Source organism: Lelliottia sp. EB106-05-01-XG201 (assembly GCF_058791735.1).
In genome coordinates, this window is record NZ_JBYTDV010000001.1 from 4,060,053 (window position 1) to 4,072,704 (window position 12,652).

The window sequence follows — 12,652 nt, forward strand, 5'->3', positions numbered from 1 at the left end:
CCCCCGTCAGAAGTCGTATTTGTCGATGTTCTCTTTGGTGAACACCACGCGCTCCGGCAGCAGCACGATGCCGTTCCCTTTCGCCTCATACTGATAACCCTGCACGCTGTTCGGCTCGACCTTCAGCACGCCGATGCCTTTCACATCCACGCTGTCGCCCACGTTAAGATCGCCTTTTTTCAGCAAATGATCGGCGACATTGACCGCAATTTTGCCTTGCTGCACCACATCCCACAGGCCGAAGGCTTTCACCGTGCCGCGCTCGACGTACGGGCGCATCACGTTTGGCGTACTAAAGCCGACAATCGCCACCCCTTCGCGCTTGAGGTTTTCCGCCGCCTGCGCCGCCGCTGGCAGGGCGTTGGCATCCGGGGCGATGATCGCATCCAGATCCGGATAGGCTTTCAGGATCCCCTCAGCGGTTTGCAGGGATTTGGTGGCGTCGTTATAGCCAAATTGCGTGGTCACGACCTGCCACTGCGGATGGTCTTTCTCGATTTTGGCCTTCGCCTCTTTCACCCACTGGTTCTGGTCGGTCACGGTGGGGCTGGAGTAGAAGAAGGCGACTTTGGCGTTCGGCTTGGTGACCTGTTTTCCTGCCATATCGACCAGCAGGCCGCCGAGCTGTTCCGGCGTGCCCTGGTTGATGTAGACGCTGCGGCACTCGGGTTTAGTGTCGGAATCCCAGGTCAGCACTTTCACACCGCGCTGCATCGCCCGTTTCAGCGCCGGGCAGAGCCCGTCGGGCGAGACGGCGGAGACGATAATGGCGTTGAAGCCCTGGTTGACGAAGTTGTTGATGAGCTGCACCTGGCCGGAGACGCTCGGCTCGGTCGGACCGTCGTAGGTCACGTCCACGCCGAGTTCTTTACCCGCCTCTTTCGCGCCGTTGCCGCCGCTGGTAAAGAAGCCGACGCCAACCAGTTTCGGAATGAAGGCAATCCGTTCGGCGGCCTGCGCCGAGGCAAAGCTTAACGCCATCGCCAGGACTATCAGTTTTGTTTTCATCTTACGCTCCGGGTATTTTTTGTGAGAAGAGTGCGCAGCCATTCACGGTGCAGACTCAGCGAACGTCCCATCACCACCACAACCAGCAGCGCCCCTGACAGCGCGCTCGACACCTGATTGGGGATGCCGACCATCTGTAAACCCTGCTGCAGATACCCCACCAGCAATGCCGCCAGCGCCGTACCGACAACCGAACCTGAACCGCCATAAATATTCGCCCCGCCAAGCACCGCCGCCGTGAGCGCAGGCATCAGCAGGTCGCGCCCCAGATCGGAACGCGCCGAGCCGAAATAGGAGACCATCACCAGGGCGGCAATCGCCGAGGCCACGCCGACCAGACCGTACAACGCATAGGGCATGCCGTTGACCGACAGCGCCGCATAGCGCGCCGCGCGCGGGTTTTGCCCGATCAAAAACAGGTGTCGGCCAAAGCGCCCGCGATGGGTGATCAGCCAGAAGAAGAAAGTGATGACGGCGAACAGCACGAGCGGGATCGGCAGGCCGAACAGCGTGAGGTTGGCAAACGCCGTGAAGCTGTCCGGGAAGCCGCCGATGCCTTCGTAGCCGGTCGCGCCAGCCATGCCCGAGAGCAGCAGCGCCCCGCCGCCGTAGAGGTAGAGCGTGCCGAGAGTGATCACCAGCGGGCTGATGCCGGTGTAGTGAATTAGCGCGGCGTTAAACAGGCCGCACAGCAGGCCGAGCACCAGCGTGAGCGGGATTGCCAGCGCCATCGGCCACCCCGCCTGCATCATCACGCCCAGCGCAATCGCGCACAGGCCGATAGTCGAGCCGAGAGAGATATCAATCCCACCGCTGATGATCACCAGCGTCAGCGGCAGCGCCACGATACCGATGCAGATGAAGTCACTGGTGCTGAACAGCAGCATGTTGATGTCTAACATCCGTGGGTTGATGGCCCCGAACAGCAGGATCTCCAGCACCAGTAAAATCAGCAGCGCGCTTTCCCAGTTAAGCTTCATTTACGCCACCTCTTTTTTGCGTTTCGGAAACGGGGTGACGTGCTTTCCCCCTTTGTTGCCCGGCTGGAAACGGCTGTACTTCAGCGCGCGCTGATGGCGGGTCAGCGCCTGGCGCAGTCGCCCGTCGAGGACCAGCACGCCGAGCAGCACCAGCCCGGCGATAAAGTCATTCCACCAGGCCGGAAGTTTGAACAGCACCAGCACAGTGTCGATTTGGGTGAGGAAAAAGGCACCGAGAAACGCGCCGATCAGCGTCCCGGTTCCGCCGAGAAGCGAAATCCCGCCCAGCACGCAGGCGGCGATGGCTTTCATCTCCAGCCCGCTGCCGGTCTGATTGGGCACAAAACCGATCTGCGAGGCGAAGACGATCCCGGCGCAGGCGGCCAGCACGCCATTAAGCGTAAAAGCGATCATCCGGGTACGGTTTACCGCCACGCCGAGCTGACGCGCGGCGGCAAGGTTATCGCCCACGGCGTAAAAATCGCGGCCCGACGCGGTGCGCGACAGGGTCCACGCGCCGATCAGCGCCAGAAACAGCACTACCATCCCAAGCGGTGAAATGCCGACAGCGACGGGCTCCGACAGGGCTTTCAGGCTTGAGGGCAAACCTTCGATCCACTTCCCGCCCGTCCACAGCAGCATCGCCCCGCGGTACAGCCCCAGCGTGCCGAGGGTGGCGACAATCGCCGGGATGCGCAGCCCGACCACCAGCAGCCCGTTAAAGGCCCCGGCCAGCGCGCCAATCGCCACGGCAAACAGCATGGAAACCGGCAGGCTGTAGCCGTTGTTCAGCGCTACGCCGACGGCAATGGCGCACAGCCCGACGGTAGACCCGACCGAGACATCAATGTTGCGCGTCAGCATCACCAGGGTCGCGCCCAGGGCCAGCAGGATCAGGATTTGCGAGCTGGCGAAAATCATCCCCAGAGTTTGAAAACTCAGATAGGCCGGATTGAGCGCCACCAGCACGCCGAACAGCGCCAGAATGGCGAGGAAGGCGCTCAGCTCGCGGTTTTTCAGTAACGTCTTCATGATTGCCCTCCAAAGGCCAGCGCCATCATCCGGTCGAGGCTGACGGCGTGGCGCGGCAGTTCGCCGCTGAGTACGCCCTGATGCATCACCAGCACCCGGTCGGCAAGGCCCGGAAATTCATCGAGATCGCTGGAGATCATCAGCACCGCCACGTTCTGCGCCGCCACGCTTTTGATCAGCTGATAGATGTCTGCGCGGGCCGATACGTCGACCCCGCGCGTCGGTTCATCGACGATCAGCAGCAGCGGATTGGCCTCCAGACAGCGCGCCAGCAGCACCTTCTGCTGATTGCCGCCCGAGAGCGTGCGCACGGTTTGATCCGGGTGATTGAGTTTGATCCCCAGCGCCCGGTGATAACGCTCCACCACCGCCGCCTCGCGCTTGCGCTGCTGCCAGATGGAGGGCTCATTCAGCGCCACGGTGTTCCAGCGGATCGGCGCATCGAGGAACAGGCCGGAAACCTGACGATCCTCCGGAAGATAGACCAGCCCTTTGTCGAGCCGCGACAGCACCGAATCGCCGCCGATCTCCTGATTCTCCAGCCAGATCTTTCCGCCACGCACGGGCCGCAGCCCGTACAGCGTTTCGGCAAACTCAGTGCGCCCCGATCCCACCAGACCCGCCAGGCCAACGATCTCCCCGGCGTAGATCTCGATATTCAGATCGATAAAGCCTTCGCCCGTCAGATCTTCCACCCGCAGCACCGGGAAATCCTGCGCCTGAGTGCGGCGATTGCCCGGCAGGGCCAGCCACAGTTTTTGCGTGTCGCTTAAGGCATGATCCCGGCTGACGGGCGTCATGGCGGCGATCAGGGCGTTGTCATCATAGGCTGTCGTTTCGCCGCTCAGCACCACCGCCCCGTCGCGCATGACGGACACATGGCTGGCAAGCTGGCGGATCTCCGGCAGTTTGTGGGAGATAAACACGATGCCGACGCCAAGGGCCTGCAGGGCGCGGATCTGGCGAAACAGGCGCTCGGTTTCCCCTGGGGTGAGCGACGCCGTCGGTTCATCGAGGATCAGGATCTTCGCCTCGCGCATCAGTCCGCGCAGGATCTCCACCATCTGCTGATCCGCCACTTCCAGGGTGCTGGCGGCGGCGTCGAGATTGAGCTGGCACTGGAGCTGCTGGAGTTTATCGGCGAGGCGTTTTTCGAGCGTATTCTCGCGCGGCAGGCGAAAGAGAATGTTTTCCCGCACGGTGAGATTGGGAAACAGCATCGGCTCCTGCGGCACCAGATAAATGCCTAACTGGTGCGCCTGGCCGGGCTTGAGGCGCGCAAATGGCTTCCCTTCCACCATCAGTTCACCGCCGTCGGGCGTTTCCACCCCGGCGATAATTTTCATCAACGTCGATTTTCCCGCGCCGTTACCGCCCATTAAGGCGTGAACCTGACCGGACAGCAGCGTGAAATCAATGCCTTTCAGCACCGGTACGCCGGAGAACTGCTTGTGGATATCACGCGCTTCGATCAGGACCGTCATCATCGCTCCGTTATTGAACAAATGATTTTTTGATTTAATAATGTTCAAAAGCGTAGACGGTGAACTATATTGACAACCGTGCAGGGATCACAATTTCATGGATTGAGATCCTAATTACCGGGCATCGATTTTTAAATGATCCGTTTTGCCGCGTGGCTCACACTTTCTGCCCGCGTCAGAGCGAACATATGATCTAAATTTTTATAAGAGTTCAAATATGGGCGATAAACGCATTGCCGAAGAGAGTCGGTTTGCCGGACTGGCGCTGGCAGAGGAAGAACTGGTCGCCCGGGTGGCGTGGTGTTACTACCACGATGGCCTGACGCAGAACGATATTGGCGAGCGCTTAGGCCTGCCGCGCCTGAAGATCTCGCGCTTGCTGGAAAAAGGGCGCCAGTCGGGGGTGATCCGCGTACAGATTAACTCCCGCTACGAAGGGTGTCTGGCGCTGGAGACCGAATTGCAGCAGCGCTTTAACCTGAAAATGGTTCGCGTGGTGCCGGCCCTGAATACCGCGCCGATGAACGTGCGCCTCGGGATTGGCGCGGCGCAGTCGCTGATGGGTTTACTGGAACCCGGACAGCTGCTGGCGGTGGGATTTGGTGAAGCCACCATGAGCTGCATTCAGCACTTAAGCGGCTTTATTAGCTCCCAGCAGGTGCGGCTGGTGACGCTATCCGGCGGCGTGGGGCCGTATATGACCGGCATCGGCCAGCTGGATGCGGCCTGTAGCATCAGCATGATCCCGGCTCCGCTGCGGGTTTCATCGGCAGAAGTGGCCGGAATTTTAAAACGCGAAGCCAGCGTGCGGGATGTGATCCTCGCCGCGACCGCCGCCGACGCAGCGGTCGTGGGGATTGGCTCCGTGAATCAGCGCCGTGACGCCACCATTTTGCGCTCGGGCTATATCAGCGAAGGCGAACAGCTCATGTATGCGCGCAAAGGGGCGGTCGGCGACATCCTCGGCTATTTCCTTAACGCCGCAGGCGAGCGAGTACCGGATCTGGAGATTCATCAGGAATTGCTCGGCGTCACGCTCGATGAACTGGCGCAGTTGCCAACCATCGTCGGCGTGGCCGGAGGGGAAGAGAAAGCAGATGCGATTTACGCCGCACTGAAAGGTCGCCTGATTAATGGCCTGGTGACGGAAGAGACGACAGCCCGCGCGGTGCTGGCCCTGGCGAACTAAGCCACCTGCCCCGTGCCAGACACGAGGCATGCTATGAGTTATCTTTTAGCGTTAGATGCAGGGACGGGAAGCGTTCGCGCCGTAGTTTTTGATTTGCAGGGCAACCAGATCGCCGTCGGCCAGGCGGAGTGGAAACACCTGAGCGTGGAGAACGTGCCTGGCTCGATGGAGTTCGATCTCGACACCAACTGGCGGCTGGCCTGCCAGTGCATCCATCAGGCGCTGGAGCGTGCGCACCTGAGCGCGGCGGATATTCAGTCCGTCGCCTGCTGTTCGATGCGCGAGGGGATTGTGCTGTACGATCGCAACGGCGACGCCATCTGGGCCTGCGCCAACGTCGATGCCCGCGCCAGCCGCGAAGTGGCCGAACTCAAAGAGATCCACGACTACCGTTTCGAATCCGAAGTGTATGACGTCTCCGGCCAGACTCTGGCTCTCTCCGCCATGCCGCGCCTGCTGTGGCTGGCGCACCATCGCCCGGATATTTATCGCAAAGCGGCGACGATCACCATGATCAGCGACTGGCTGGCGGCGAAACTCTCCGGCGAGCTGGCGGTGGACCCTTCGAACGCGGGCACCACCGGGATGCTCGATCTGTTCAGCCGCGACTGGCGTCCTGCCCTGCTGGATATGGCCGGGCTGCGCGCCGATATTCTCTCGCCGGTCAAAGAGACCGGTACCGTACTGGGAGCCGTGACCCGCGTTGCCGCGCAGCAGAGCGGTCTGCGCGAAGGCACGCCGGTGGTGATGGGCGGCGGCGACGTGCAGCTGGGATGTCTGGGCCTCGGCGTGGTGCGCGCCGGGCAAACCGCGGTACTGGGCGGGACCTTCTGGCAGCAGGTGGTCAATCTCCCGCAGGTACGTACCGACCCGGAGATGAATATCCGCGTGAATCCCCATGTGATCCCCGGTATGGCGCAGGCGGAATCCATCAGCTTCTTTACCGGGCTGACGATGCGCTGGTTCCGCGACGCGTTTTGCGCCGAAGAGAAGCTGATTGCCGAGCGAATGGGGATGGACGCCTACGCCCTTCTCGAAGAGATGGCGAGTCGCGTTCCGGCGGGTTCACACGGCGTGATGCCGATCTTCTCCGACGCGATGCATTTTAAGCAGTGGTACCACGCGGCACCGTCGTTTATTAACCTCTCCATCGACCCGGAAAAATGCAACAAAGCGACGCTGTTCCGCGCGCTGGAGGAGAACGCGGCGATTGTCTCCGCCTGCAATCTGGCGCAGATTTCGCACTTTTCCGGCGTGACGTTTGAGAGCCTGGTCTTTGCCGGTGGCGGTGCAAAAGGGGCTCTCTGGAGCCAGATCTTATCCGACGTCACTGGACTGCCGGTGCGCGTCCCGGAAGTCAAAGAGGCGACTGCGCTGGGCTGCGCGATTGCGGCAGGTACGGGGGCGGGGATGTATGCGGATATGGCCTCAACGGGGGAAAAACTGGTGCGCTGGAGCCGGGAGTTTACGCCTAATCCTGAACACCGCGAGCTGTACGACGGCATGATGCAGAAGTGGCAGGCTGTGTACGCCGATCAGCTCGGGCTGGTGGACAGCGGGCTGACGACGTCGATGTGGCAGGCGCCGGGGCTTGTGCGGGCAGTTGCGCCTTAAGAAAAATGCCGGATGGCGCGAAGGCTGCACGCCTGCGAGTTTGTAGCCCCGGTAAGCGCAGCGCCACCGCGGAAACGCCGGATGGCGCTGCGCTTATCCGGCCTACGCTCCCATCGCTGCTTTATTTGAGTTCTATCACAATCATTTGATCCCGTTTTCCCCTTTTGCCCGCGACTGGCTAAATTAGTAACTCATCCGACCACATAACAATAATTTTACACTGGAAGAGATTATGAGCCGCTATCCGTCGCTTTTTGCCCCCCTCGATCTGGGGTTTACTTCGCTCAAAAACCGCGTGTTGATGGGCTCTATGCATACCGGTCTGGAGGAGCATCCGGACGGCGCTGAGCGTCTGGCGGCGTTTTATGCCGAGCGTGCGCGCCACGGCGTGGCGCTGATTGTCACGGGAGGCGTGGCCCCTGCCCCTTCTGGCGTCGGCATGGAGGGCGGTGCGGTGCTGAACGACGTCAGCCAGCTACCGCATCACCGGATTGTGACCGACGCGGTGCACAAAGAAGGCGGCAAAATCGCCCTGCAAATCCTGCACACCGGGCGCTACAGCTATCAGCCGCATCTGGTCGCACCTTCCGCCATTCAGGCACCGATTAACCGCTTTAAACCCCACGCCCTCACCCACGAGGAGATCCTCGCGCTGATCGACGACTTCGCCCGCTGCGCCGCACTGGCGCGTGAAGCTGGCTACGACGGCGTGGAAATCATGGGTTCCGAAGGCTATCTGATTAACGAATTTCTGGCCGCACGCACCAACCAGCGCGACGACGAATGGGGCGGCGATTATCCGCGTCGGATGCGCTTTGCCGTCGAAGTGGTGCGGGCCGTACGCGAGCGCGCCGGGGCTGATTTTATTATCGTCTTCCGCCTGTCGATGCTCGACCTGGTCGAAGGTGGCGGTACGTTCGACGAGACCGTGCAGCTGGCGCAGGCCATCGAAGCGGCGGGCGCGACCATCATTAATACCGGCATCGGCTGGCACGAGGCGCGCATTCCGACGATCGCTACGCCGGTCCCGCGCGCGGCGTTTAGCTGGGTGACGCGCAAGCTGAAAGGCAAAGTGTCTATTCCGCTGGTCACCACCAACCGAATCAACGATCCGCAGGTCGCGGACGACGTGCTGGCAAAAGGCGATGCCGATATGGTGTCGATGGCGCGTCCGTTTCTCGCCGATGCGGAGCTGCTGTCCAAAGCGCAGAGCGGTCGCGCGGATCAGATCAACACCTGCATCGGCTGTAATCAGGCGTGTCTGGACCAGATTTTCGTCGGCAAAGTCACTTCCTGCCTGGTCAACCCGCGCGCCTGTCACGAAACTAAAATGCCGATTGTTCCGGCGGTGAAAACCAAACGTCTGGCGGTGGTCGGTGCTGGTCCGGCGGGGCTGGCGTTCGCCATTAATGCCGCATCACGCGGGCATTCGGTGACGTTGTTCGACGCCCTGGCGGAGATCGGCGGGCAGTTCAATATCGCCAAGCAGATCCCCGGCAAAGAGGAGTTTTACGAAACCCTGCGCTATTACCGCCGGATGATCGCCCTGACGGGCGTGGATCTGCGGCTCAATCAGTTTGTCCGGGCGGAAGATCTGACCGCGTTCGATGAAGTGATCCTCGCCAGCGGGATCGCTCCGCGCACGCCAGCGATCGAGGGCATCGATCATCCGAAAGTGCTGAGCTATCTCGACGTGCTGCGCGATAAAGTCCCGGTCGGCGAACGCGTGGCGATTATCGGCTGCGGCGGTATTGGCTTTGATACGGCGATGTATTTGAGTCAGCCGGGCGAAGCGACCAGCCAGAATATCGCTGAATTTTGCGTGGAATGGGGGATCGACACCAGCCTGAATCAGTCCGGCGGTCTGCGTCCGGAAGGACCGCAGTTGCCGAAAAGCCCGCGCCAGATCGTGATGCTCCAGCGTAAAGCCAGTAAACCGGGCGAAGGACTGGGCAAAACCACCGGCTGGATCCACCGCGCGACGCTGCTGTCGCGCGGCGTGAAGATGATCCCGGCGGTAAGTTATCAGAAGATCGACGATGAGGGGCTGCACCTGACGATCGGCGGTGAGCCGCAGGTATTACGCGTGGATCATGTGATTTTGTGCGCCGGACAGGAGCCAAAACGCGATCTGGCAGATCCGCTGCGCGAGGCCGGGAAAACGGTGCATTTGATTGGCGGGTGCGATGTGGCGATGGAGCTGGACGCCCGACGCGCGATTGCGCAGGGAACAAAACTGGCGTTAACCATTTAACTTATTGCCCGGTAGCGCGGCGCTTACCGGGCCTACAAAACCTCACAGGCCGGTGCAAGCGACGCGCCGCCCGGCAAAAACAGTTTAGCGACGACGACCCAGTTTCACCGCTTTCAGCACCACGAATTTGTTATTGGTGGCGACGGTTGCGCAGTTACCGAAGATCTTCTTCAGTTTGTGGAAGTAGTCGAGGTGGCGGTTCGCCACGATGTACAGCTCGCCGTTAATTTTCAGGCAACGACGCGCGTGGTGGAACATCTCCCATGCCACGTTATCCGTCAGGGCGTGTTTCTGGTGGAACGGCGGGTTGCAGATCACCGCGTTGAAGCGGAACGGCTCCACGCCTGACAGGGCGTTGTTAATCATGAACTCGCAGCGATCCAGGTTTTCCGGCATGTTGGTTTCAACATTCAGGCGGCTGGAGGCCACGGCCATTGGCGATTCATCGGTAAAGATGACGCTGGCTTCCGGGTTTTTCTCGAGCAACGTCAGGCCAACCACGCCGTTACCACAGCCGAGGTCGACGATTTCACCTTCCAGATTGTCCGGCAGATGTTCCAGGAAAAAGCGTGCGCCGATATCCAGACCCGTGCGCGAGAAGACGTTAGCATGGTTGTGAATGGTCCAGTTGGTTCCATCCAGCTTCCAGCTCAGGGTCTCTGGCGCATCGGCAAGTTCAGGTTTGGTGAACGTCGGGTTGATCAAACGCGCTTTTTTCCACGCCAGGGTGGTGGTGGTTGGACCCAGCACTTTTTCGAACAACTCAATCGTGGAGTTGTGAATATCACGCGCTTTGGCGCCCGCGATAATACGTGTCTCTGGCGTCACGACCTGACGCAGGGCGCGCAGCTGCTGTTCCAGCAGAGCCAGCGTTTTAGGAATTTTAATGAGCACCACGCCCGGCGCCTGCGGGTATTCCGCTGTGCTGTCGAGGAACTTGACGCTGGATTCTGCGATATCGTTGTGACGCAGATTTTCACGCGTCGCGAGCTCGCTTAAATAGGAGTCGCCGATGCTGTAAGGCGTGTGTTCGGCCAGCGCGCAACCCAGCGCACCGAAGGTGTCATTCAGGATCAGAACCGGGCCGACAATTTCGGTGTCATCCAACTGTTGCAGCAGATATTCATCCGCCGCTTCCCACGCCTGAAGCGGGTTAACGTCGTCCGTTTCCGGGAAACGTTTAAGATTGAGTGAACGGAAACCGTTGTCTAAGTGGCTCATCGGCCCTCCTGAGTGGTAAAATTTGGCGTTATCCCTGAAAAGGGTGCGTGAGTATACCCTTTTTATAATCTGCGTGGAGCGTTGATGAGCAATCTTAGTTATCTCCATGGCTATCCGGAGAATTTACTCTCCCAGGTTCGCACCTTAATTGCCGAACAGCGCCTGGGCAGTGTTCTTGAAAAACGTTATCCAGGAACACACAGCTTCGCGACAGATAAAGCGCTCTGGCAGTACACCCAGGATCTGAAAAGTCAGTTTCTGCGTAACGCCCCGCCGATCAACAAAGTGATGTATGACAACAAGATCCACGTGCTGAAAAATGCGCTGGGTCTGCACACCGCTGTGTCCCGCGTACAGGGTGGAAAGCTGAAGGCTAAAGCGGAGATCCGCGTCGCCACGGTGTTTCGCAATGCACCGGAAGCCTTTTTACGGATGATCGTGGTGCATGAGCTGGCGCATCTGAAAGAAAAAGAGCATGACAAAGCGTTCTATTCGTTGTGCTGCCACATGGAGCCGCAGTACCACCAGCTGGAGTTTGATACGCGCCTGTGGCTAACGCATTTATCGTTAAATGGTAATGCGGCGTGAAGCACTGGTTTTGTCATCAACGCGTGCTAAAGTGACAAAAGGTTCCCCGCTACGGAGTACGTGAACGTTTATGATACGTTTCGCAGTTATAGGCACGAACTGGATCACGCGCCAGTTCGTCGACGCCGCACATGAAACCGGCAAATTCAAACTCACCGCCGTCTATTCCCGCAGCCTTGAACAGGCACAGACGTTTGCGAACGATTATCTCGTTGAGCATCTCTTTACCTCGCTCGATGAGATGGCGCAGAGCGATGCGATTGACGCGGTGTATATCGCCAGCCCTAACTCCCTGCACTCCCCTCAAACCCTGCAGTTCCTTGCGCACAAAAAACATGTGATTTGCGAGAAGCCGCTGGCGTCCAATATTGAGGAAGTGGAAGCCGCCATCCAGATGGCGCGGGAAAATCAGGTGGTGCTGTTCGAAGCATTCAAAACCGCCAGCCTGCCTAACTTCCTGCTGTTGCAGCAGTCGTTGCCGAAGCTCGGCAAAGTGCGCAAAGCCTTTATCAACTACTGCCAGTACTCCTCGCGCTACCAGCGCTATCTCGACGGCGAAAATCCCAATACCTTTAATCCGGCCTTCTCGAATGGCTCGATTATGGATATCGGTTTTTACTGCCTGGCCTCTGCGGTGGCCCTGTGGGGCGAGCCACACGGCGTGACCGCCACCGCCAGCCTGCTGGATAGCGGCGTAGATGCCCACGGCGTTGCGGTGCTGGATTACGGCGATTTCAGCGTGACGCTCCAGCACTCCAAAGTCAGTGATTCGGTGCTGCCGAGCGAGATTCAGGGCGAAGAGGGTTCGCTGGTTATCGAGAAGATCTCCGAGTGCCAGAAGGTGAGCTTTATTCCGCGCGGCGGCAAGGCGCAGGAGCTGACGCAGCCTCAGCATATAAACACTATGCTGTATGAGGCAGAGGTATTCGCACGCCTGGTAGAGACCAATGAAGTGAACCACCCGGGGCTGGCCGTGAGCCGCACCACGGCGAAACTGCAGACCGAAATTCGCCGTCAGACCGGTGTAGTGTTCCCTGCGGATGACGTGAGCGCTAAAGCGATCGCGTAAAGCTGTGTAATAGAATCGTTAAGGGCATTGACGAAATCAGTGTCCTGACATATTTTGTTACCTGCAAAGGGGAGTAACTTCATTGCCGGTGGGTCGTCATTACGATGCGTGCAATACCGCATCCGGTCGCCGGGCAACGAAAAAGAGTCACGACACGTGTTCTTTTTGGTTGTAAGTGAGACCTTGCCGGAAGGCGAGGTCCCTGCATAAATA

At 59.6% G+C, this 12,652-nt stretch carries 10 protein-coding genes; 5 read left to right on the forward strand and 5 right to left on the reverse strand.

From position 1 onward, the window contains the following. Nucleotides 1-6: 6 nt before the first annotated feature. Genes lsrB through lsrA form a run of 4 tightly spaced genes read right to left on the reverse strand, consistent with a single transcriptional unit; the run spans nucleotide 7 to nucleotide 4,504 of the window. Nucleotides 7-1,008: an autoinducer 2 ABC transporter substrate-binding protein LsrB gene (gene lsrB, locus AC3WS9_RS18930; protein WP_095283484.1), complete on the reverse strand. Its 1,002-nt coding sequence runs from the start codon at nucleotides 1,006-1,008 to the stop codon at nucleotides 7-9. Next, nucleotides 1,005-1,988 (reverse strand): autoinducer 2 ABC transporter permease LsrD, encoded by a 984-nt coding sequence (gene lsrD / locus AC3WS9_RS18935; protein WP_282494248.1) that lies wholly within the window; start codon nucleotides 1,986-1,988, stop codon nucleotides 1,005-1,007. Before lsrD ends, lsrB begins: the two co-directional genes overlap by 4 nt. Further along, on the reverse strand, nucleotides 1,989-3,020 hold the full coding sequence (gene lsrC, locus AC3WS9_RS18940; RefSeq protein WP_285145568.1) for an autoinducer 2 ABC transporter permease LsrC: 1,032 nt from the start codon (nucleotides 3,018-3,020) through the stop codon (nucleotides 1,989-1,991). Next, nucleotides 3,017-4,504: an autoinducer 2 ABC transporter ATP-binding protein LsrA gene (gene lsrA / locus AC3WS9_RS18945; protein ID WP_492490345.1), complete on the reverse strand. Its 1,488-nt coding sequence runs from the start codon at nucleotides 4,502-4,504 to the stop codon at nucleotides 3,017-3,019. The genes lsrC and lsrA overlap by 4 nt, the downstream gene beginning before the upstream one ends. 217 nt (nucleotides 4,505-4,721) lie before the next feature. Between lsrA and lsrR the strand changes: the two genes are divergently transcribed. The 3 genes from lsrR to AC3WS9_RS18960 all read left to right on the forward strand — a co-directional run bounded on the left by lsrR (nucleotide 4,722) and on the right by AC3WS9_RS18960 (nucleotide 9,561). Next, complete coding sequence (gene lsrR / locus AC3WS9_RS18950; RefSeq protein ID WP_282494246.1) at nucleotides 4,722-5,693, forward strand: transcriptional regulator LsrR; 972 nt, start codon at nucleotides 4,722-4,724, stop codon at nucleotides 5,691-5,693. A 33-nt stretch (nucleotides 5,694-5,726) separates the two neighbouring features. Continuing rightward, entirely contained in the window at nucleotides 5,727-7,307 is a 1,581-nt protein-coding gene (gene lsrK / locus AC3WS9_RS18955) for an autoinducer-2 kinase (RefSeq protein ID WP_492489863.1), read from the forward strand. A 232-nt stretch (nucleotides 7,308-7,539) separates the two neighbouring features. After that, nucleotides 7,540-9,561 carry an oxidoreductase gene (locus AC3WS9_RS18960; protein WP_492489864.1) on the forward strand — a complete coding sequence of 674 codons (2,022 nt, stop codon included), beginning with the start codon at nucleotides 7,540-7,542 and terminating at the stop codon, nucleotides 9,559-9,561. 84 nt (nucleotides 9,562-9,645) lie between these two features. Here the strand turns inward: AC3WS9_RS18960 and rlmG are convergent, their stop codons facing one another. After that, on the reverse strand, nucleotides 9,646-10,782 hold the full coding sequence (gene rlmG / locus AC3WS9_RS18965) for a 23S rRNA (guanine(1835)-N(2))-methyltransferase RlmG (protein WP_282491739.1): 1,137 nt from the start codon (nucleotides 10,780-10,782) through the stop codon (nucleotides 9,646-9,648). 84 nt (nucleotides 10,783-10,866) lie between these two features. Between rlmG and AC3WS9_RS18970 the strand changes: the two genes are divergently transcribed. Further along, on the forward strand, nucleotides 10,867-11,370 hold the full coding sequence (locus AC3WS9_RS18970; protein ID WP_492489866.1) for a YgjP-like metallopeptidase domain-containing protein: 504 nt from the start codon (nucleotides 10,867-10,869) through the stop codon (nucleotides 11,368-11,370). 70 nt (nucleotides 11,371-11,440) lie between these two features. After that, on the forward strand, nucleotides 11,441-12,439 hold the full coding sequence (locus tag AC3WS9_RS18975) for a Gfo/Idh/MocA family protein (RefSeq protein WP_492489868.1): 999 nt from the start codon (nucleotides 11,441-11,443) through the stop codon (nucleotides 12,437-12,439). Nucleotides 12,440-12,652: the final 213 nt, after the last annotated feature.